The sequence below is a fragment of the Thioclava sp. GXIMD2076 genome, from assembly GCF_037949795.1.
Taxonomy (GTDB): domain Bacteria; phylum Pseudomonadota; class Alphaproteobacteria; order Rhodobacterales; family Rhodobacteraceae; genus Thioclava; species Thioclava kandeliae.
Map to the genome: position 1 here is coordinate 365,368 of NZ_CP149932.1, position 19,700 is coordinate 385,067.

General features: G+C 61.8%; 21 protein-coding genes and 1 tRNA gene. 11 read left to right on the forward strand and 11 right to left on the reverse strand.

Annotated features, from left to right (window positions below; genetic code table 11):
- Positions 1-127: 127 nt before the first annotated feature.
- Entirely contained in the window at positions 128-2,443 is a 2,316-nt protein-coding gene (locus tag WDB91_RS01805) for an OmpA family protein (protein ID WP_339113461.1), read from the forward strand.
- A gap of 138 nt (positions 2,444-2,581) precedes the next feature.
- Positions 2,582-2,809, forward strand: a complete 228-nt coding sequence (locus tag WDB91_RS01810) for a hypothetical protein (protein ID WP_339113462.1) — start codon at positions 2,582-2,584, stop codon at positions 2,807-2,809.
- 119 nt (positions 2,810-2,928) lie between these two features.
- Here WDB91_RS01810 and WDB91_RS01815 read toward each other — a convergent pair.
- A tRNA-Met gene (locus WDB91_RS01815) sits at positions 2,929-3,005 on the reverse strand.
- Between the two features lie 100 nt (positions 3,006-3,105).
- Positions 3,106-3,693 (reverse strand): L,D-transpeptidase, encoded by a 588-nt coding sequence (locus WDB91_RS01820; RefSeq protein WP_339113463.1) that lies wholly within the window; start codon positions 3,691-3,693, stop codon positions 3,106-3,108.
- A gap of 281 nt (positions 3,694-3,974) precedes the next feature.
- Between WDB91_RS01820 and WDB91_RS01825 the strand changes: the two genes are divergently transcribed.
- Complete coding sequence (locus WDB91_RS01825; RefSeq protein WP_339113464.1) at positions 3,975-6,407, forward strand: heavy metal translocating P-type ATPase; 2,433 nt, start codon at positions 3,975-3,977, stop codon at positions 6,405-6,407.
- Positions 6,408-6,616: 209 nt separating this feature from the next.
- Entirely contained in the window at positions 6,617-7,036 is a 420-nt protein-coding gene (locus tag WDB91_RS01830; RefSeq protein WP_339114432.1) for a lytic transglycosylase domain-containing protein, read from the forward strand.
- A 101-nt stretch (positions 7,037-7,137) separates the two neighbouring features.
- On the opposite strand, the gene WDB91_RS01835 is transcribed toward WDB91_RS01830, so the two are convergent.
- A complete protein-coding gene (locus tag WDB91_RS01835; RefSeq protein WP_339113465.1) occupies positions 7,138-7,503 on the reverse strand; it encodes an HIT domain-containing protein in 366 nt (121 codons plus the stop codon).
- 11 nt (positions 7,504-7,514) lie between these two features.
- A complete protein-coding gene (locus WDB91_RS01840; protein ID WP_339113466.1) occupies positions 7,515-9,089 on the reverse strand; it encodes a DUF5928 domain-containing protein in 1,575 nt (524 codons plus the stop codon).
- 145 nt (positions 9,090-9,234) lie between these two features.
- Between WDB91_RS01840 and WDB91_RS01845 the strand changes: the two genes are divergently transcribed.
- Positions 9,235-10,053, forward strand: a complete 819-nt coding sequence (locus WDB91_RS01845) for a sulfotransferase family protein (protein ID WP_339113467.1) — start codon at positions 9,235-9,237, stop codon at positions 10,051-10,053.
- Positions 10,054-10,099: 46 nt separating this feature from the next.
- Positions 10,100-10,867 (forward strand): phosphatase PAP2 family protein, encoded by a 768-nt coding sequence (locus WDB91_RS01850; RefSeq protein WP_339113468.1) that lies wholly within the window; start codon positions 10,100-10,102, stop codon positions 10,865-10,867.
- A 91-nt stretch (positions 10,868-10,958) separates the two neighbouring features.
- Here the strand turns inward: WDB91_RS01850 and WDB91_RS01855 are convergent, their stop codons facing one another.
- Both WDB91_RS01855 and nth read right to left on the reverse strand, forming a co-directional pair.
- Positions 10,959-11,942 (reverse strand): adenosine kinase, encoded by a 984-nt coding sequence (locus tag WDB91_RS01855; RefSeq protein WP_339113469.1) that lies wholly within the window; start codon positions 11,940-11,942, stop codon positions 10,959-10,961.
- Complete coding sequence (gene nth, locus WDB91_RS01860; RefSeq protein ID WP_339113470.1) at positions 11,939-12,595, reverse strand: endonuclease III; 657 nt, start codon at positions 12,593-12,595, stop codon at positions 11,939-11,941. Before nth ends, WDB91_RS01855 begins: the two co-directional genes overlap by 4 nt.
- Before the next feature lie 174 nt (positions 12,596-12,769).
- On the opposite strand from nth, the gene WDB91_RS01865 reads away from it, so the two are divergent.
- The 4 genes from WDB91_RS01865 (at position 12,770) to WDB91_RS01880 (ending at position 16,310) form a co-directional block, all read left to right on the forward strand.
- Positions 12,770-13,699, forward strand: a complete 930-nt coding sequence (locus WDB91_RS01865) for a Hint domain-containing protein (RefSeq protein WP_339113471.1) — start codon at positions 12,770-12,772, stop codon at positions 13,697-13,699.
- Between the two features lie 75 nt (positions 13,700-13,774).
- Complete coding sequence (locus WDB91_RS01870; protein WP_339113472.1) at positions 13,775-14,626, forward strand: bifunctional helix-turn-helix domain-containing protein/methylated-DNA--[protein]-cysteine S-methyltransferase; 852 nt, start codon at positions 13,775-13,777, stop codon at positions 14,624-14,626.
- Between the two features lie 126 nt (positions 14,627-14,752).
- Entirely contained in the window at positions 14,753-15,433 is a 681-nt protein-coding gene (locus WDB91_RS01875; protein ID WP_339113473.1) for an OmpA family protein, read from the forward strand.
- A gap of 112 nt (positions 15,434-15,545) precedes the next feature.
- Positions 15,546-16,310 carry an FCD domain-containing protein gene (locus WDB91_RS01880; protein ID WP_339113474.1) on the forward strand — a complete coding sequence of 255 codons (765 nt, stop codon included), beginning with the start codon at positions 15,546-15,548 and terminating at the stop codon, positions 16,308-16,310.
- 71 nt (positions 16,311-16,381) lie between these two features.
- Here the strand turns inward: WDB91_RS01880 and WDB91_RS01885 are convergent, their stop codons facing one another.
- The 5 genes from WDB91_RS01885 to WDB91_RS01905 all read right to left on the reverse strand — a co-directional run bounded on the left by WDB91_RS01885 (position 16,382) and on the right by WDB91_RS01905 (position 19,068).
- Positions 16,382-16,939, reverse strand: a complete 558-nt coding sequence (locus WDB91_RS01885) for a F0F1 ATP synthase subunit B (protein ID WP_339113475.1) — start codon at positions 16,937-16,939, stop codon at positions 16,382-16,384.
- Positions 16,940-16,943: 4 nt separating this feature from the next.
- Positions 16,944-17,501: a F0F1 ATP synthase subunit B' gene (locus WDB91_RS01890; protein ID WP_339113476.1), complete on the reverse strand. Its 558-nt coding sequence runs from the start codon at positions 17,499-17,501 to the stop codon at positions 16,944-16,946.
- 95 nt (positions 17,502-17,596) lie between these two features.
- On the reverse strand, positions 17,597-17,833 hold the full coding sequence (locus WDB91_RS01895) for a F0F1 ATP synthase subunit C (protein ID WP_339109046.1): 237 nt from the start codon (positions 17,831-17,833) through the stop codon (positions 17,597-17,599).
- A 60-nt stretch (positions 17,834-17,893) separates the two neighbouring features.
- Positions 17,894-18,655 (reverse strand): F0F1 ATP synthase subunit A, encoded by a 762-nt coding sequence (locus WDB91_RS01900; RefSeq protein WP_339114433.1) that lies wholly within the window; start codon positions 18,653-18,655, stop codon positions 17,894-17,896.
- A gap of 77 nt (positions 18,656-18,732) precedes the next feature.
- Entirely contained in the window at positions 18,733-19,068 is a 336-nt protein-coding gene (locus tag WDB91_RS01905) for an AtpZ/AtpI family protein (RefSeq protein ID WP_339114434.1), read from the reverse strand.
- A 226-nt stretch (positions 19,069-19,294) separates the two neighbouring features.
- Here WDB91_RS01905 and WDB91_RS01910 point away from each other — a divergent pair, with 226 nt between their 5' ends.
- Complete coding sequence (locus WDB91_RS01910) at positions 19,295-19,657, forward strand: metalloregulator ArsR/SmtB family transcription factor (RefSeq protein WP_339113477.1); 363 nt, start codon at positions 19,295-19,297, stop codon at positions 19,655-19,657.
- The last annotated feature ends 43 nt before the right edge of the window (positions 19,658-19,700 follow it).

Below are 19,700 nucleotides of genomic sequence, written 5' to 3' on the forward strand. Positions count from 1 at the left end.
AAATCCGCCGATCCGGAAGCACCATTCCGGCACATCAGGAACATTTATCATTCTCTCGGTGTTATCCGCCTGAAAAGACAGCCCCAGCCAAAGTATCTAGCCATTGGAGCGCTGTCGCCTTGGAGGAATGATGAAGAGTACACTTCGTAGCACCACCGCATTGATTGCGGCTCTTGCCACCGTCACCCCCGGCCTGACCATGGCCCAGACCGCCCCTCTGGCGGCAGGACAGGCGCAGGCAGAAGGCCAGACAGGGGCCGAAGGCAAATCGGACCCCGATCATGGCCGTGTGTCGACCGGCGCGGAAGAGAAGCCCCGCGGTCAGGCCCGCCAGAACAGCTGTATCGAGACCCAGAGCCAGAATGGTGTCTCCGCCAAGGCGGCGGCCGATCTGTGCGAGGGCATGACCGCAAGCGCCCCCGGCTCGGAGGCCGAGAAGCGCAGCGAGGATGCCATCCAGAAACAGGCCCGCCAAAAGGCCGAGGACAGCACCGAAGAGGCGCGTAAAGCCATGGGTGGCGGCAATGCCAAAGCTGCCGCACAGGGTGATGCGGCAGATGATACGGCACAGGCCAAGCCGGCTGCCAAAGGCACAGCCAAGGCCGAGGTGACCACGGCGCCCGGTAAGGATGCCGAAGCGAAATCCGGTGTCCAGACGCAGGCCCAGACAGATGAGGACACGAAGCCCCGAGCGCAGGCAGCCGCAACCGGCGAGACGCCCACCGAGGGCGGCAAGGTCGATGCGCTGAAACGCAAGCTGGAAGGCAAGACGACGGATGGGGCCGATAAGGCGCAGGACAATCAGGCGCAGGCAAAAGAGCCGCCAGCGACCAAAGCCGCACCCGACGCTCAATCCGCCGATGCAGGGGCCGCCGATGCTGGGGCCGCCGATAAAGGGGCTGCCGATGCAGGGCCCTCTGATGCGACACCCGCGCAGGCCCGAGCAGACGCGGACGCGAAAGCCGACATGCCCGCAGAGGAGAAATCCGCGGATCGCGACATGGCGACCCCTTCCCCGCAGCAGAGTGCCGAAGAGGAAGCGCCTAACAAGGCCAATGGCCGGACCGATCCCGACTCGCTGGCCAAAGCCCTCGCCGGGAAACAGGACGCGCCCGATGCCGATGTGAAGCCCGAGGCGAAGGCGGATGCCGACGCGCAGGCTCAGGCCGATGCGCAGGCTGCGCCCGAGCCCCGCGACCCGCAAGCGGCTGACGCTGGGACCAAAGATGCACAGCCCAAGTCAGATGACGCGGCCAAGTCAGATGACGCGGCCAAGACGGATGACGTGGCCAAGGCCGATGAGTCGCGCCGCGTCGAGGAAGCCCTTGCCGCGACCGAGGATGCCCAGAAGCGGGCCAGCGAAGGCGCTCCCGTGAAAAACGAGGCCCTCGCCGCCGAGGCGGAGATGCCGCGCGATGGCGACGCCAAAGCCGCACCTGCGGATGATCCGAAAATGACCGAAGAGGTCATCACCAAGGAGAATGCCCGTTCCTCGAACGAGGATTTCACCACGGCCGTCAACGCCAAGGCGCAGGACCGTGACCGCGATGATAAGGACGAGGGTCTGTCCGATTTCGAGAAGGTCGCGATTGCGGGTCTCGGGGCTCTGGCCGTTGGCGCGATCCTGAATAACGGCTCGGAAGTTGCGGTGAATTCCGGCGACCGTGTCGTCGTGCAGAACCCTGATGGCTCCTACGGGCTGATCAAGGATGATAACGCATTGCTGCGTCAACCGGGCGCGCGGATCAGCACGCGCAATTATGATGACGGCTCGACCCGCACGATCACCCGCCGCGAGGACGGCGCCCAGATCGTGACGGTCTATGACGCCCAGCGCCGCATCGTGCAGCGCACGCGGATCGAACCGGACGGGACACGCTATGTGCTGATCGACGATAGCCAAGGGGCGGAGCCGGTTCGGGTCTCCGACCTGCCACGCGCGAATTTCCGCGATGTCTCGAGCACGAGCGACGAGGACGCCCTGCGCGATGCGCTGGCTCGCAGCGCCGACACCGATCGTGGCTTCACCCTGTCGCAGGTTCGCCAGATTGCAGATGTGCGCGATCTTGCCCCCGCGATCTCGGTCGAGAATGTGACCTTCGAGACCGGCTCTGCCGCGATCCGGCCCGCACAGGCCGAGGAGCTGTCACAGCTGGGCGAGGCGATCAAAGCGCGCATCGACGACAATCCGCGCGAGATCTTCCTGATCGAGGGTCACACGGATGCTGTTGGCAATGCCGCCTATAACCTGGCGCTCTCGGACCGCCGCGCCGAATCCATGGCCTTGGCACTGACGGAATATTTCGACATTCCGCCGGAGAACCTCGTGGTGCAGGGCTATGGCGAAGAGTATCTGAAGGTCGACACGCAAGGTGCCTCCGAGGAGAACCGCCGCGTCACAGTCCGCCGCGTGACCGACCTTTTGCGCGTGGCCTCAAACTAAGCATTTTAAAGGGCGCCCATGCGGCGCCCTTTACTTTGTGCCCCGGACCTCGGGCTTTGTCATGGCAGCGTCTTTCGGCTAGAACCACGCAGTAAGACGGCCCGAAGACAGACGGCCCGAAGTCAAACGGAGCATAAGATGCCAGCAACAGCCGAACTCGACGAAGGCGGCAAGACCTTCACCCTGACCGTTGGCGTGTGGTTCAATACCTATCCTGTCGGGGAGCTTTCCGACTGGATCGCATTCTACCGCCGGAACCGTCAGGATCATCCGAAATCATTGCAAAGCTATGACGACACGATCGCCGCGCTGGAGGCGCTGCATGGCAGACTGAACGGGGCGGATATGGAGCAGAAAGGCGGCTGAAAGGCCGCCTTTTTCACAGCAATCCGGACATCAGGACGACCTGCGCACAGACTTGGCCACCGGATCATATGGCGGTTGCCCGAAGGCATTAGTCTTTGATTTCGCTGGAAGTTTGGAAGTGGTGGCGAGGGGGGGACTTGAACCCCCGACCCCACGATTATGAGTCGTGTGCTCTAACCAGCTGAGCTACCTAGCCACTGGGCGGCTATCTACGGTCTGGGCATCGGACCGTCAACCCCGATTTTGAAAAAACGTCATCTTTTTCGTTTTTCTTTCGGAGCGCCCGAAACAGGCCATCAATAGACGGTCACCGGCGTGCCCAGTTCGACGGCATCATAGAGCGCAATCACATGATCATTGACCATCCGCAGACAACCATTCGACACCGCATGGCCGATCGAGCTGGGTTGCGTGGTGCCGTGGATCCGGATCGCCGTGTCATGCCCGTCCTGATAGAGATACATCGCCCGCGCGCCCAGCGGGTTGGTCGGACCGCCCGGCATGCCATCGGCATATTTGGCGTAATGGTCGGGCTCGCGCTTGATCATATCGGGGGTCGGCGTCCAGCTCGGCCATTTCACCTTGCGGGCAACAGTCGCCTCGCCGCGGAAGACCAGCTCGCTCTTACCCACAGCCACCCCGTAGCGCATCGCGACGCCGGGGGCCGTAATGTGATAGAGGAAGAACTTGTCCGAGAGCACGATGATAGAGCCCACGGCCAGTTCGGGTTTCACCCGCACCTCGCGCGGATAATACTGCTCGGCAATCGGCCAGATCTTGGGTTCGGGGGCAGAGGCGGTTTCCACCTCCTGCGCGAAGGACAGGGCTGGAGAGGCCAGAACAGGCAGGCTCGCCAAGCCACCAATCACGCAACGACGCTTCATATGTAACCTCCTGTTACAGTCAGATGCAGGTCAACCGCGTACACATAAAACCCGAACAGGCGGTAAAATTCCGCATCTCTATCAAAACTTCTTACCCCTATTGGAGCGGCAATCGGGGGCCCTTGCCAAGATGCTAGCCCAGAAATTCTTCACACATCGCAAAGATGACACAGGTCAGAAGCGGCCCTCCCCCGCTCCTCTCCCGAATTTGCACGAAGACCGGTGGCATCAGACAATTTTGTTGCCTATCTGAAGACAGGACATCTGCAAGCGGGGGTATCATGACAGAGCAAAGCACAAGGTTCATCGTGGACGGGATGCATTGCGGGGCCTGCACGGGCCGTGTGGAACGCGCGCTTCTGGAGGTGCCGGGCGTATCGCAAGCCAATGCCAATCTGATGGCGCGCAATGTCACGCTGGTCTTTGACGGGCCTGCCTCTGCCGATCTGGCCGCCTCGCTCGATCAGGCGGGCTATCCCATTGCCGAGGCCGAGACCGTTCTGGCGCTCGGGCGCGCGGCAAGCCCCGAGGAGCAGACCGCTCTGCGCGAGGCTCTGCTGGCCCATCCCGCCATTCTGGAGGTCACCCCCGCCCCCCGCGAGATCCGTATCCACTATGCCCAAGGGGCGATTGCTCCGAGCGAGATGGTGAAGCTGATCGCCCCCCTCGGGATCACCGCCACCGCCCGCAAGGACGAAAGCCCCCTGCCCGACCGCGCCGAGAAGCAAGAAGCCGAAGCCCGCAAGCTGCGCCATGATGTGATCCTGTCGGCAGTGCTGACGCTTCCGGTCTTCGTGCTGGCGATGGGCAGCCACCTGATCCCCGGCATGCATCATCTGATCGACGCCACCATCGGCGAGCGTGTCTCCTGGGTGATCCAGCTGGTGCTGACCAGTGCCGTGCTGTTCGGCCCGGGGAAAGTGTTCCTCGATCTCGGGCTGCCCGCGCTTCTCAGGCGCTCGCCCGAGATGAACTCGCTGGTGGCGCTCGGGGCGCTGGCGGCATGGGGCTATTCGACGCTGGTCACCCTGCTGCCTTTTGTTGTCCCCGAAGCCGCGCGCGGCGTCTATTTCGAGGCCGCCGCCACCATCGTGACACTGATCCTTCTGGGCCGCTGGTTCGAGGCCCGTGCCAAAGGCCGAGCGGGCGAGGCGATCTCGCGGCTGGTGGGTCTGCGCCCCGACACAGCCCGCGTGGAGCGTGGAGATCAGGTCATCGACCTCCCCGTGGCCGAACTGGCGGCGGGCGATCTGGTCCATCTGCCCCCCGGGGCGCGGGTGGCCGCAGACGGGATCGTGACGAAGGGCGAGGGCTGGATCGACGAGTCTATGCTCACGGGCGAGCCCGCTCCCGTGGCCAAGACCGAGGGCACAGCCATCACCGGCGGCACGGTCAATGGCACCGTGCCTCTGATCTACCGCGTGACCGCCACCGGCACCGAGACGGTGCTGGCGCGCATCATCTCGATGGTCGAGGAGGCACAGGGCGGCAAGCTGCCGGTGCAGGCGCTGGTGGACCGCGTGACGCGGGTCTTCGTGCCGGTGGTGATCGCGCTCTCGGTGCTGACCTTCCTGATCTGGCTGATCGCCGGTCAGGGCTTCACCCACGCGATGGTCGCGGGGATCTCGGTGATGATCATCGCCTGCCCCTGCGCGATGGGGCTGGCCACGCCCGTCTCCATCCTAGTGGGCACGGGGCGCGCGGCAGAGATGGGGCTTTTGTTCCGGCGTGGGGACGCTCTGCAACGGCTGGCCGAGGTGAAGACCGTCGCGTTTGACAAAACCGGCACCCTGACCGAGGGCCACCCGACCCTGACCGACCTTATTGCCGCCCAAGACAGCCTGCCCGCGACAGAAGCATTGCGGCTGGCGGCAGGGATCGAGGCGCGCTCCGAACACCCGCTGGCGCAGGCCATCGTGACAGGGGCCCAGACACGGGGCCTCACGCCTGCTGCCGCCAAACGTGTGCGCAGCCAGACGGGCCGTGGTCTGACCGGCGAGGCCGATGGCCACCAGCTGGTGATCGGGAATGCAGCGGCACTCGCCGAGGCCGGGATTGCCACTGACGCGCTGGGTACCGAGGCCGAAGCCTTGGCCGCCAAGGGCAAGACCCCGATCTGGGTGGCTGTGGATGGGGAGCTGGCCGCACTGATGGCCGTCTCCGATCCGATCAAGCCGCAGGCGGGCGAGGTCGTGCAGGCGCTCAACCGCGCCCATGTGGAAACTGCGATGATCTCGGGCGATCTGGAACGCACAGCGCAAAGCGTGGCGCAGGGGCTGGGGATCAGCCATGTTGTGGCGGGAGTTTTGCCCGATGGCAAAGTGGCCGCTATCGAAGAGATGAAAGCGAAAGGCACCACCGCCTTTGTCGGTGACGGTATCAATGACGCGCCCGCCCTCGCTGCTGCCGATATCGGCATCGCCATCGGTACCGGCACGGATGTGGCCATCGAGACTGCCGAGGTCGTGCTGATGCAGGGCGACCCGCGCGGCGTGGGGCAGGCAGTGCGGCTTTCGCGCGCCGTCATGCGCAATATCCGCCAGAACCTCTTCTGGGCCTTTGCCTATAATGTGGCGCTGATTCCTGTGGCGATGGGCGTGCTCAAACCCTTTGGCGGGCCGGGCATGTCGCCTCTGCTGGCGGCGGCAGCGATGGCGTTTTCCTCGACCTTCGTGGTGGCCAATGCGTTAAGATTGCGGGGACTGAAACTCTGAGATCTGCCGCATAGGCAGATCCCCGCCGATCCTATGGGCGAAACATCGCCGAACCGGCGTCCCCTGTCTCTGGCGGGCGGATCTGTCAGGTTTTCCCCACCGTAAACTTGTGGCTAACTGCCGCCATCGGTTTCTCCGGAGCGCGCAGATAGATGCATTTCACAAAGCGGATCATTGTTTTCAGCCTGTTCCTTGTGGCTCTGTTCGGGATGGCGGCATGCAGCACGCCCCAGAAACAGGTGCCCCCCCAGCAGATGAACCTGCGCCCCAACGAAACGCCCGAGTTACGCAGAATGATCAACAGCTATGCCGATCAATACGAGATCCCGCGCGCGCTGATGCACCGTGTGGTCACCCGAGAAAGCTCCTACCGCCCCGAGGCGCGCAATGGCAGCTACTACGGCCTGATGCAGATCTCGCCCCAGACCGCAGGCGCTATGGGCTTCAGTGGCGCACCGCGCAACCTTCTGGATGCCGAAACCAATCTCAAATATGCGGGCAAATACCTCCGCGGCGCCTGGCTGCTGTCGGATGGCTCGAGCGATAAGGCCGTCTCGCTTTATTCGCGCGGCTATTACTATGAGGCCAAGCGCCGCGGGATGCTGAAAGAGACCGGCCTGCGCAACTGAGCCGGACCTTGTAACCGAGCCGACCTTATAGCCCCGCCCATGTCCCGAAGGCACCGGCGCGAACCGGTGCCTTGTTCATTCAGGGATCACTCAGGCAGGGATCATTCGGCCAGAAGCGGCCCCATCACCTTGCCCGCCAGGATATGCATGTGGAAATGCGGCACTTCCTGACAGCCATGCTCGCCCGCATTGGTTATCGCGCGGAAGCCCTTGTCCTCGACGCCCAGATCCTTGCAGATCTGCCCGCAGGCCCGCATGAAATCGAGGATCTCTGGGTCGGAGGCGTTCTGGCAGAAATCGTCGTAATTCACATAGGCCCCCTTGGGGATGACCAGCACATGGTCGGGTGCTTTGGGGGTAATGTCCTTGAAGGCCAGCGTGTAATCGGTTTCGAGCACGGTCGCGTTGGGAATATCGCCGCGCAGGATTTTGGCGAAGATATTCTCGCTATCGTAGGAATAGGACAAGGGAAGCCTCCTCAGTCGGAAAACAGGTAGTGGGTTGCCGCTATTTCGGCAGCGGTATCGGTATCGATCTTCAGGAATTGCGCAAGCGGTTCGGCATTACCCGCAAGACCCGATGCCTCGCGGATGCGCCAGAAATGCTCGAATTCCGCATCGCGGATCCGCTCGCTCTCGTAGCGCAGATCGTAGCGGATCGTCGGAAGGACACGCTCGTAGATCTGCGGCGGGCTGTCATGGCCCGCCAGCCCGATCCGCTGCGCATGGCCCACCAGATAGTCGTCCGAGAACTCCGTCTGGATCTCGAGAATCCGCGTCTCGGATTTATCCGAGGTCAGATCGCGCAGAAGATCGAAATCCGACGGGTCGACACAGATCAGCAGCCGGTCACTGCGGTGATATTCCAAGAGCATCCGCAGCAGTGCCCGACGGTGACGGTTGCGTTTTTCAAGCGTCTTCTCGATGCCCCCCAAAGGCGGCAGCTCCTCCTCCTCATTGAACAGATAGTTCACGCAAGGAAGGTCGCTACGCGTGCGGATCTGCTCGACGAGGCGCTTGGCCACATGCCATTTCTTGCATACCACCACATAGAGTGCGCGATCGCGGCCAAGGGTCGCCTCGGTCTCCCAGAAGCGCGGCGCGAACCGGTGTCCCTCGCGGCCCTTCTGCGTAAGGAAGCCGAACATGGCGCGGCCCTCATTGGAGATCGGAAACGCCATCCCCTCCTCGCCCCAGAGCGTGCCGAGCCGCGTTTTCAGCTCTTTCGCCTTCGGGCTAATCTTGCGGGCAAACAGGTAGTCCTGCGCCAGAAGCATGTCGTAATGGTCGTTATAGAAGGTCACCGGCATGCCGTAATCGGTGAACATCAGGAAGGTCAGTGTGCGCGAGCGGATCTCGCGCTCGGGAACCACATGGCGCACCACCGTCTGGAAGAAGGTCTCGTCGGGGATCCATGTCGTGGAGAAGAATTTCATCACCTCTGGGCGGTCCACGCAGAATTGCAGGACTTTCAGGATCGTATCGCGGCGCAGACACCACCATTGCGAGCCGATCATCATCTCTACATCGGCAGGCACCTTGCGGGTGATCCCGAGCCGTTTCTGCCACTCGTAGCTCTTGTAGAACCACCATTTATGGGTGCGCTCGTTGAACCAGTGGCGGTAGATCAGCCGCTCTTCCTTGAAGCCGGTCTTGATCCAGTCCGAGTTGAAGAAATCGAAGCTCTCGATATAGTCGCATTGCTCGTCTGCAAGCCGCTGATGGGCATATTCGGCGGATTTGATCTGCATGCAGTCCCCCGAGAGCATGTAGAAATGCGTGGCCTCGGGAAACGCCTCCACTGCCGCCTTCACCGCCTCGAGGGTTGCCGCCACAAGGCTCCATTCGCCCCAGCCGCATTTGAGCCGCTTCTTGGCAAAGGTCACTTGCGGATTATCGGCCAGACCATCGGCAATTTTGACAAAATCGTTGGGATTCGCCCGTGCATCGAAGTGGATCGAGACACAATCGCCCGCCGCCGTTAACCGTGCCGCTTGACGGATCACGGTTTCGGGGTCTTTGTGTGTCAGGAGGATAAAGGCAATCTGGACCATGATTTCGGGCGTCGCTTATGTCGGTTACGCCACTATCGCCCCTCTTTGCGGCGAGTGACATTGAAAATATAAAGTTTGTTTGCTTTTTCAGACTAATCATTGCGTAAAGGTGACGATAAGCGCACCGGGTTAAAGGAGCAGACAGATGGGGTTTCCCGGAACGTGGATGACGGAAAGCGAAAGCGTGGTCTATCGCGTGGTGCCCAAATGCGCCTGCTCGTCGATCGGCCAGATCATGTTCTATTCCGATCACGGGCGGTTCTTCGATGGTGACATCCACGATTCGAAAGAAGGGCTGCACAAATGGTCGCAAGAGCATAGCCAGGGCCCGATCGAGCGGGTCGTCAAAGGCGGTCAGGCCTATTCCTTCACCTGTGTACGCAATCCCTATGGCCGGATCCTGTCATCCTTCTTCGACAAGATCGCCGGCATCCAGCGCAATGGCCGCCGCTACCGCGGCAATCTGGTGCCGCAGCTGATACAGAAATACGGGATCGATGTCGGCTCTCCGGAAGATAATTTCGACTTCGATCAGATCAAGAGCTTCCGCCGCTTCCTGCTGTTTGCGCGTGACACAATCCGCTGGCGGCGCCCGATGGAGCCCGACATCCACTGGTCGGCCATGTCCGGCCATATCTCGACTTTCATCGTCAACGGCGGCCGCTACAACAACATCTTCTTCACCGAGAAGTTCAACGAGGGCATGCAAAGCGTGCTCGACGATATCCAGACGCCGGTGAAAGTGGATCTTTCGGCGGTGCCGAAATTCAACGAATCCGAAGGCCACGGCCCCAAGCGCGCCCATCCGATCAGCGATTATTTCGATGATCTCTCGCGCCATCTGGTCTGGGAGATCTACAAGAAGGATTTCCAGCTCTTCAGATATGATTTTGACAATCCCGACAACAAGATGCCTCTGGGAGAGGTCGACCTCGATGAGGTCCATGCCAAGCTCGGGCAATAATTTCTCGGGCTGGGGAACCCGCTTATGAAAGCTGCGTTGGCCGGATATGTCGCATGAAGCTCCCACCCTACCCGCCCGCCTCGCCGCCCGCCTGCCCGCCCCTGTCGGGCCATGGCTCGGGCGGCATCTGGATCGCATCGAGATCGGAGTGCTGCTCAGCCTGATCCTGATCGGAGGCGGCATCTGGGCCTTCGGCGCCATCGCCGCCGAGATGACCGAGGGCGACACCACCGCCTTCGATCGCGCAATCCTTCTGTGGTTCCGCAATGGCGATGATCTGGCAGTGCTCAACGGGCCTGCATGGATGGAAACCGTGGTGCGCGATATCACCGCGCTTGGCGGGGTCACGGTCCTCGGCGCGCTGACCGTCTTCACCGCGGGCTATTTGCTGATGGAAGGCTATCGGCGTCAGGTCTGGGTGCTGCTGGCCGCCGTCATCGGCGGGCAGGTCGTCTCCAATATCACCAAGATGCTGTTTGACCGGACCCGCCCCGACCTGGTGCCGCACGGGACCGATGTCACCTCGGCCTCTTTCCCGTCGGGCCACTCGATGATGGCCACGATCACGTGGCTCACCCTTGCGGTGATGCTGGCGCGCCTACAGGCCCGCCGTCGGACACGGGCCTATCTGATTTCGGTAGCGGTGCTCATTGCGGTCAGCGTCGGCATCAGCCGCGTTGCCCTGGGCGTGCACTGGCCGACCGATGTGCTGGCGGGATGGTCCATCGGGGCTGCATGGGCGTTGGCGTGCATGCTGATCGCCGATTGGCTCTTCCCCACGCGACCCAAACCCGACATTCCCCCGCAGGACTAACCAACTACGCGCGGCAGCGGAGCCGCGTGAGCGGCGCCCTCGGGCGCCCGAGGAAGGCTCCCCCCTCGGACACTCGCCCCGATGATATCGCTCAGATACCGGCTGCGGCAAAGAGCTCTTTCACATCCACTTCCGGCCGTGCACCGTAATGGGTGATCACCTCGCCCGCCGCCACACACCCCATCCGGCCGGCCTCCTCGAGCGACGCGCCCGTGGCGATACCATACAGGAACCCTGCCGCGAACTGGTCACCCGCGCCTGTCGCATCGACCGGCGTCACCGCTTTTACCGGCACTTCCACTGTCTCGTTGCCACGACGGATCACCACACCGGCCCCGCCGCGGGTGCAGACCACCAGCGCGCATTCCTGCGCGGCCTGCTCCAGCGCCGATGCCAGATCAGTCTCGTAGAGGGCTTCCCACTCATGCTCGTTGCCGATCACGAAATCCATCTCGTCGCGCACAAGGCGCCGGAAATCCTCGCGGTGACGGTTCACGCAGAAGGGGTCCGACAGCGCGATCCCTGCCTGCCCGCCCGTCCGGCGCGTTGCTTGCGCCGCCTTCAGGAACGCGGCCTTGCCCTTATCCTTGTCGAACAGATACCCCTCGAGGAACAGGTAGCGCGTGTTCTCGACGACGTCCAAGGGGACATCCTCGGCCGACAGCTCCGAGGAAATCCCGAGATAGGTATTCATCGAACGCTCGCCATCCGGCGTCACAAAGATCATCGAGCGCGAGCTGGGCAGTTCGCCCGCCTTCACCGGCGGATTGGGGAAATCGGTGCCCTCGGCCTTCAGTGCCGCCTCGTAGAACCGGCCCAGACCGTCATCACGCACCCGCCCGATAAAGGCCGATTTCAGCCCCAGATTACCGATGCCCGCAATCGTATTGCCCACCGAGCCGCCCGGGATCTGGTTGCGCTCGTCCATCGCGCCATAAAGCAGCTCCGCGCGATCGGTCTCGATCAGCTGCATGATCCCCTTCTCGATCGCCATATTGTCGAGAAACGCATCCTCGCAGCGGCTGATCACATCGACAATCGCATTGCCGATACCCACGACATCATATTTGCTCATAAGGTTTTCTCCTCGAACTGGCACAGGTCGCGTATCAGACAGGCACCACATTTCGGTTTACGCGCGACACAGATATAGCGTCCGTGAAGGATCAGCCAGTGATGCGCATGATGTTGATATTGCACGGGGACGTTATCCTCGATGGCGCGTTCGACCGCGTCCACGTCTTTGCCGGGGCAGATGCCCGAGCGGTTTCCGATGCGGAAAATATGCGTATCAACCGCCTGCGCGGGATAATGGAACCACATATTCAGCACCACATTCGCCGTCTTGCGCCCCACGCCGGGCAGCGATTGCAGCGCCGCCCGCGACGATGGCACCTCCCCGCCATATTCCTCGACCAGAATTCTGGCCGTCTTGATGACATTCTTGGCCTTCTGGCGGAACAGACCGATGGTCTTGATATGCTCGGTCAGCCCCTCCTCGCCCAGATCCAGCATCTTCTGCGGCGTATCGGCGATCGGGAAGAGGTGCCTTGTGGCCTTGTTCACCCCCGCATCCGTCGCCTGCGCCGAGAGCGCGACCGCCACCAGAAGCGTATAGGCATTCACATGGTCCAGCTCGCCCTTGGGCTCGGCCTCGGAAGCCTGGAAACGTGCGAAAACCTCGCACATTTCGTTATATCCAAACTGTTTGACGCTTTGTTTGCTCATGGTCCAGCTATGCCCAGATGAGCTCTCCATCGCAAGCCCATTCAGCGCTGTCTTCTTTCTAGTCAAACCCGGGAGCAACTCACGAAATCATCATTAACGTCATTTCCGTTAAGCAGATGTTATCCATCCTCGAAGCAGATTGAGGATGCGGGGCACAAATACGAGGAGGTGCAGATGGATATGGGCTATCCGATCTCGGCAATCATACGGGATCGCGACGAACAGGTCTGGACATTGCGGAGCGATTTTCAGCCGGAAAACATGCTGGAGATCCTGTTCGAGGGTGAGATCGCGGTGCTGCGCGACCCTGATGGTCAAGCGCTGGCCCGTGGTTATCTGACCGCCGATATCCCCGTTCTGCTCGAATCGACCTCGGGGACATTGCGCCTTGACCGGATCGAAATCGACGGACAGCTCTGTCTCTATATCCCCTCCGACGTGATGACACCCGGCATCCCCTACCGGGAGGCTTCCCAAAGCTCGAGCGGTGCGCGCGCCGCCTCGCCCGAAGAAATCTCAAACATGCCCTGCCTCGCGGGCGGCACATTGATTGCCACCGATGAAGGCCCCCAGCCCATCGACTGGCTGCGCCCCGGTGACCGTGTGCTGACCCGCGATAATGGCTACCAGCCGCTTCTCTGGCTTGGTCATCACACCATGCCGCGCCGTGCGCCATTGGCCACGCAGCTGATGTCCGTCTCCGCCGAACTGCTCGGCCCAAACCTGCCCGAGCGCGAGCTGGTGATGAGCCCGCGCACCGGTGTCCTGCTGGCGGGACCCGAACTGGAACTGTGGTTTGCAGAGGCCGAGATGCTGGCACAGGCCGATCATCTGGCGCCCCATAGCCCGCGCCTCGAAGGCCGCCGCATGGTCTATTCGCTCCTCTTTACCGCGCCCGAGCTGGTTCTGGCCGAGGGGATGTGGGTTGCGACCGTTCAGGCAGATTCCCCCTATATGTCGCTGATGCCGCCGCGCGTGCGCACCAGCCTTGCGCCGCAGCTGGCGCAATATCATGACCTGTCGGCCCGCGTCTGGCTCGCCGATTGGGAGGCAGAGATGTTCTGCAAGGACCGCCGCGCCCGTCAGGACCGGATCGCTGCCTGAATTTCACACAGGTTTCGGGTCGTGCTCCGGCGCGGCCCGATTTAATCTGGGCCAAACCGCAAAAGGCCCTACCCCATGGAAGACCGCTATCATTACCGCCTGATCGCGCGCGCCATCGCCGAGATCGATGCCGCCCATGCCGAGGGGCTGACACCCTCGCTGGCCGATCTGGCGCAGCGTCTGAACCTGAGCGAGGCGCATTTCCAGAAATGCTTCACCGCATGGGCCGGTGTCTCTCCCAAGCGCTACATGCAATACCTCAAGCTGGATCTGGCCAAAGATCTCCTGCGCAAACGGCATCCGCTGATCGCCGTGGCAGCCGCTACGGGGCTCTCCGGCTCTGCCCGCCTGCATGATCTGATCCTGCGCTGGGAGGCCATGACCCCCGGCGAATTCGCGCGGGAAGGCGCAGGGCTGACCATCCAATGGGGCCGGTTCGAGACCCCCTATGGCCCTGTAATCGCTATGGGGACGGGGCGTGGCATCTGCGGCATGGCCTTTACCGAAGAGATGGGAGAGGCGTTGGCCTTTGCCGATCTGGCAAAACGCTGGCCTGCCGCGCAGTTCCGCGAGGACCCTGCCGCACTCGGCAATTGGGTCGCGGCAGCTTTCGCCCAGCGGGGAGACGTCTCACTGACCCTCACAGGCGGCGCGTTCCAGATCAAGGTCTGGGAGGCGCTGCTGCAGATCCCCGAAGGCGCCGTCTCCACCTATCAGGACATTGCCACGGCCATCGGCTCGCCCAAGGCCACCCGCGCGGTCGGCACCGCCATCGGCAAGAACCCGATTGCCGCGCTGATTCCCTGCCATCGTGCGCTTCGCAAATCGGGGGGGCTGGGCGGCTATCACTGGGGATTGACCACGAAACGTGTGCTTCTGGCGCGCGAAGCGGCCCGTTCGGAGGCCGAGCGTTCGCCTATGCTGTAGCGCTGGATCGCGGCGGATAACATTTGGCGGAAGCCTTCGGCAAAATGCCGCCCAGCCATTGAAGCCTGATGGAACTTCCCCTTCTCTCGGACGTAATATCCACCGGACGCCCGAGAATACGGGCGCATGAACAAAGGCTGGAACGAGATGAACAAGAAGATTTCCCTTGGTGTGGCAGGTGTCGCCTTGCTTGCAATGGCAGGCTGTGTGACCACCCCCGCCGACCCGAACGACCCCTATCAGAACACCCGTGGCGGCGCGATTGCCGGCGCTCTTCTGGGCGGTGCCGCAGGCGCCATGTCCGGTGGTGACGAGCGTCTGACCAAAGCTGCAGCCGGTGCCGCCGTGGGCGGCCTGATCGGTGGCGCCATCGGCAACCAGATGGACAAGCAGGCGCAAGAGCTTCGCCGCGATCTCGACGCACAGGGCACCTCGGTCGTCAACAACGGTAACAACCTTGTCGTGACCATGCCGCAGGATATCCTGTTCGATACCGACAGCTCGGCCGTCCGCCCGAGCCTGCGTAACGACCTCTACACGCTGGCCGGTAGCCTCAACCGCTACCCGAACTCCACGCTGCAGGTCGTCGGCAACACCGATAACACCGGCGAAGCTGCTTATAACCAGCGCCTCTCGGAAGCCCGCGCCGATGCCGTCACCGGCGTATTGGTGCAGGCCGGTGTGCCCGCCTCGCGCATCCAGTCCTATGGTCGCGGCGAAGAGAACCCGATCGCGTCGAACCTGACCGCGGAAGGCCGCGCCAAGAACCGCCGCGTCGAGTTCATCATCACGCCGACGAACAACTGAGTTTTTCCATTACCGATTTGGGAGGGGCCGGCATCTGCTGGCCCTTTCTTTTGACCAGATCCCATGGCATCGGATAGATTGGCTAGAAAAACTAACCAAGGAGGTGCCTGCGATGCCGTTCCAGAGAATCGAATCGGAAAAGCTTGCCACGGCCATCGTGCGCCAGATCGAAGAGCTGATTCTGCAGGGGATCCTGCGCCCGGGTGAACGTCTGCCCTCCGAGCGCGAACTTTCGGACAGGCTCGGCGTCTCGCGCCCGTCTCTGCGGGAGGCGATTGCGGAGCTGCAGGATCAGGGGCTGCTTGCCACGCGCGCCGGTGCCGGCGTCTATGTGGCCGATGTTCTGGGCTCGGCTTTCTCGCCCGCGCTGATCCGCCTCTTCTCGTCCTCCGATCAGGCGGTCTATGACTATCTGGCCTTCCGCCGCGATGTCGAAGGGCTGGCCGCCGAGCGCGCCGCGCGTTTTGCTTCCGATACCGATCTGCAGGTTATCGACGGGCTTTTCCGCCGCATGGAAGCCGCCCATAGCAAACGCAGCTATGCTGATGAAGCCGCGCTTGATGCGCAATTCCACCTGGCCATCATCGAGGCCAGCCATAACGTGATCATGCTGCATATGATGCGCGCGATGTTCGACCTGCTGAGCGAGGGCGTGTTTTACAACCGCTCCATGCTCTTCAAGAACCGCGTGACCCGTGACGAGCTGCTCAACCAGCACCGCGCGATGAACGAGGCGATCCAGAAGCGCGACGGGACGGCCGCACGCGAGGCAGTGGCGGCGCATATGAACTTCGTCGAGGTCGAGATGACCCATAACCGCAAAGCGATGAAAAACGAGGAAACAGCAAAGCTGCGTCTGCAACAGCGCAGCAGCTGACGCGTCCCGCAAGCTGACATGAAAAAACCCGGCCCAAGGGCCGGGTTAGAATGTTTAGTGACCTCGAAAGATCAGTGCAGACGCTGGGCGACCTCGTCGATGGACGCATCAACGCGGGCCGCTTTATCAGCTGCAGACATCTGCTCGGCCAGAACCTTGCCAGCAGCAGCGATCGCGACCGTGATGGCCTCGTCGCGCACGGCTTTCACGGCACCGGCTTCGGCGGAGGCGATCTGCTCTTCTGCAGCCTTCAGGCGACGCTCGATCGAATCGGCCAGATCCTTCTTCGCCTGAGCGGCAGCCAGCTCCGCGTCGCGCTTGGCGCTGGCGACGATCTCGTCGGCCTGCACCTGCACTTCACGCTGCTTGCGCTCGTAGGTGGCAAGAATGGCTTGGGCTTCCTCACGAAGGCTGCGCGCCTCCTCGAGGTCCGATTTGATCCCTGCGGCACGCTTATCGAGCAGGCCACCCAGCATCGTCGGGACTTTCACATAGAAAAGCACACCGATGAAGGTCAGGAAGGCCAGCGTCACGATGAAGTTCGTGTTATGCAGGCTGAAGAACGGGCCGGACGCTGCGAAGGCGGGCTGAGCAGCGACAAGGGCGATGAGAACAGCAAGTTTCTTCATGACCTTATCCTTTCAACCGTTCGTCGACAGCCGCAGCGACGCTGGCTTGGTCGGCCTGACCACCCAGAGCCGAGACGATCTCGACAGCAGCGTCTTTGGCGACGGCTTCCACCGCCTCTTTGGCACCGGCTTCGATCTCCGCGATCCGCGCTTGGCTTTCGGCCGTTTTCGCCGCGATCTCGGCATCCGCTTTCACGATTGCCGCATCCACGTCTTTCCGGATGTCTGCACGGGCTTGGGCCACGATGGCCTGCGCTTTGGTGCGAGCATCGGCCAGGGCCTTTTCATAGGCGGCCTCGGCTTCTTTGGCCTTGAGCTTGAATTCCTCGGCGGAGGCAAGATCCCCCGAGATGGTGCCCTGACGGTCGGCCAGCACGGAGGCGATCCGCGGCAGCGCGACTTTTGCCAGAACCCAATAAATCACGACCAACGAGACCAGAAGCCAGAAGATCTGGTTGGGATAGGTCGAGAAGTCGAGCTGCGGCATACCGGCAGCATCGGCGTTATGCGCCGAAGCGCCAGCCGTCACCGCCACATCGCCAGCTTCATGTTCTGTTGCCATGTCGTTGTCCCTCTCGGACCGCAGGCACGCGGTCCTGTCTCAAACTCGGAAGGGCCCGTCGGGGCCCCTCCGTCCGCAAGATTGCGAAAAAGGGATCAGACGGCGAACATCAGCAGCAGAGCGACGAGGAACGAGAAGATCCCCAGTGCTTCTGCGAATGCGATGCCGATGAACAGCGTTGCGGTTTGACCAGCGGCTGCCGACGGATTGCGCAGGGCACCCGACAGGAAGTTGCCTGCAACGGTGCCCACACCGATTGCCGAACCACCCATACCGATACAAGCCAGACCTGCACCGATGTAAGCACCCATTTGAACGATATCGCCTTCCATAGTCGTCACTCCTAAAGTTGGAATTGGCTTGAGTAGATTAACGCGACCCTTGGATCGACCTTAGTGTGCGGGATGCAGCGCGTCTTTCAGATAGACGCAGGTCAGGATCGTGAAAACATAGGCCTGGATGAAGGCAACAAGCACTTCGAGGCCGTAGATTGCAGTGATGGCCAGCACGGACACGGGAGAGATCAGCGCGATGGCGGCAAAGCCTGCGAAGACCTTCATCACCGCGTGACCGGCCATGATGTTGCCCGCAAGCCGGATCGAATGCGATACGGGGCGGACGAAATAGGAGATCACCTCGATCAGGGCAAGGATCGGACGCAGCGGAAGCGGCGCAGCCGAGACCCAGAACAGGCTCAGGAAGCCCGCGCCGTTCTTGATGAAGCCGATCACGGTCACCGAGACGAACACGAAGAGTGCCAGAACAGCGGTCACAGCGATATGCGAGGTGGTGGCAAAGCTACCCGGCAGCAGGCCGAGGAAGTTCGCGAAGGTGATGAAGGAGAAGATCACCATGACATAGGGGAAGAACTTCAGCCCCTCCTTGCCACAGATATCCTCGACCATTTTGTGGCCCATGCCGTAAAACAGTTCGGCGATGGATTGTGCGCGCGAGGGCACAATGCCGCGGCCGCGGGTACCGACAACCAGCACCAGAACGATTGCGACGATCGCAATCGCCATCCACAGGGTTGCATTGGTGATCGTATACCAATGGACAGCACCCTCACCCACCAGAGGGGAGACCACGAACTGGTCCATCGGGTGGAAAGCCATCTCGCCCGACCCTTCGGTCACAATCGCAATGAGGAGCATCAGGATCACAACGGCGAACAAGATGTAGCTGATCATCTTGGACGAGCCATTGGCGTTCGAAGTGCTTTCCGCCACGTCTATTTTCCCTCTTCATCAGCCGCAGGAGCGGCATCAGGTTTCGCATTTATTTCCGCAGCGGTGCGCATCATCACGCGCACCCCCGCAATCAACCCCAGAAGAACGAAGATGATCATGAAGATCGGCAACGTTCCCAAGAGGACATCAAGCCCGTAACCGACCCCGAAACCGATACCCAGCCCCGAAACCAGCTCTATGACCATCCTCCAGGCAAGCTCGGATTGTGCGACACCGCCACGCGGTGGTCCATCCGTCTCGCCCGGGGCCTGCTTTCTAAGCTTCGCAAGCTTGTCTTCGAGCGCTTTTAGACGTTCGGGATCAGGCTCGTTGCTCATCATTCAGGCCTTTGGTCGTGTTAGGGCTGTGATAGACGTCACGGCGCAGTGAGTCAACGCTCATGACCGCAGGAGGAATACCGCGCAAGGCACTGATATGTATCAATTTTGAAAACCGCACACCTCACGCCGCCCTGCGACAATCTGACCACCCCGCCCCGCGGGGCCAAAATCCAAATTCAACCCATCGGTTGACCATCGACCCAAAACCTCCGTAAGTAAGCCCATGAGCACGCAGCCCTCTTCCGATCTCGATGCGATATTCGCAGCCCTCGCCGACCCGACGCGGCGCGAGATCCTGCATATGCTGCTCGAGGACGATATGGCGGTGAGCGATGTGGCCAGCGCGTTCGACATCTCGCTGGCGGGCGTGTCGAAACATCTGGCAATCCTGAGCCAAGCAGGACTGATCAGTCAGGAAAAGCATGGCCGTGTGAAATGGTGCAAGCTGGAACCTTCGGCCATGAGCGAGGCGATCATCTGGATCCAGAGTTTCGGCCAGTTCCGGGCGATGGATCTGGATGCGTTCGAACGCTTTGTCGAGAGCGAGCTTGCCCCCCTCGCCGCACCGCAGCCGGAGGCCGATTAGGGGCTCTGCCCCCTTGGCGCTGCGCGCCAATTCCCCCGGGATA

What these genes read in the sequence shown, in the direction of transcription:
- WDB91_RS01825 (WP_339113464.1), top strand. Translation starts at nt 3,975, where the DNA reads ATGACAGAGCAAAGCACAAGGTTCATCGTGGACGGGATGCATTGCGGG.
- WDB91_RS01895 (WP_339109046.1), bottom strand. Translation starts at nt 17,833, where the DNA reads ATGGAAGGCGATATCGTTCAAATGGGTGCTTACATCGGTGCAGGTCTG.
- WDB91_RS01890 (WP_339113476.1), bottom strand. Translation starts at nt 17,501, where the DNA reads ATGGCAACAGAACATGAAGCTGGCGATGTGGCGGTGACGGCTGGCGCT.
- WDB91_RS01905 (WP_339114434.1), bottom strand. Translation starts at nt 19,068, where the DNA reads ATGAGCAACGAGCCTGATCCCGAACGTCTAAAAGCGCTCGAAGACAAG.
- WDB91_RS01850 (WP_339113468.1), top strand. Translation starts at nt 10,100, where the DNA reads ATGTCGCATGAAGCTCCCACCCTACCCGCCCGCCTCGCCGCCCGCCTG.
- WDB91_RS01885 (WP_339113475.1), bottom strand. Translation starts at nt 16,939, where the DNA reads ATGAAGAAACTTGCTGTTCTCATCGCCCTTGTCGCTGCTCAGCCCGCC.
- WDB91_RS01845 (WP_339113467.1), top strand. Translation starts at nt 9,235, where the DNA reads ATGGGGTTTCCCGGAACGTGGATGACGGAAAGCGAAAGCGTGGTCTAT.
- nth (WP_339113470.1), bottom strand. Translation starts at nt 12,595, where the DNA reads ATGAGCAAACAAAGCGTCAAACAGTTTGGATATAACGAAATGTGCGAG.
- WDB91_RS01820 (WP_339113463.1), bottom strand. Translation starts at nt 3,693, where the DNA reads ATGAAGCGTCGTTGCGTGATTGGTGGCTTGGCGAGCCTGCCTGTTCTG.
- WDB91_RS01805 (WP_339113461.1), top strand. Translation starts at nt 128, where the DNA reads ATGATGAAGAGTACACTTCGTAGCACCACCGCATTGATTGCGGCTCTT.
- WDB91_RS01810 (WP_339113462.1), top strand. Translation starts at nt 2,582, where the DNA reads ATGCCAGCAACAGCCGAACTCGACGAAGGCGGCAAGACCTTCACCCTG.
- WDB91_RS01855 (WP_339113469.1), bottom strand. Translation starts at nt 11,942, where the DNA reads ATGAGCAAATATGATGTCGTGGGTATCGGCAATGCGATTGTCGATGTG.
- WDB91_RS01840 (WP_339113466.1), bottom strand. Translation starts at nt 9,089, where the DNA reads ATGGTCCAGATTGCCTTTATCCTCCTGACACACAAAGACCCCGAAACC.
- WDB91_RS01910 (WP_339113477.1), top strand. Translation starts at nt 19,295, where the DNA reads ATGAGCACGCAGCCCTCTTCCGATCTCGATGCGATATTCGCAGCCCTC.
- WDB91_RS01875 (WP_339113473.1), top strand. Translation starts at nt 14,753, where the DNA reads ATGAACAAAGGCTGGAACGAGATGAACAAGAAGATTTCCCTTGGTGTG.
- WDB91_RS01830 (WP_339114432.1), top strand. Translation starts at nt 6,617, where the DNA reads ATGGCGGCATGCAGCACGCCCCAGAAACAGGTGCCCCCCCAGCAGATG.
- WDB91_RS01880 (WP_339113474.1), top strand. Translation starts at nt 15,546, where the DNA reads ATGCCGTTCCAGAGAATCGAATCGGAAAAGCTTGCCACGGCCATCGTG.
- WDB91_RS01865 (WP_339113471.1), top strand. Translation starts at nt 12,770, where the DNA reads ATGGATATGGGCTATCCGATCTCGGCAATCATACGGGATCGCGACGAA.
- WDB91_RS01870 (WP_339113472.1), top strand. Translation starts at nt 13,775, where the DNA reads ATGGAAGACCGCTATCATTACCGCCTGATCGCGCGCGCCATCGCCGAG.
- WDB91_RS01900 (WP_339114433.1), bottom strand. Translation starts at nt 18,655, where the DNA reads ATGCTCCTCATTGCGATTGTGACCGAAGGGTCGGGCGAGATGGCTTTC.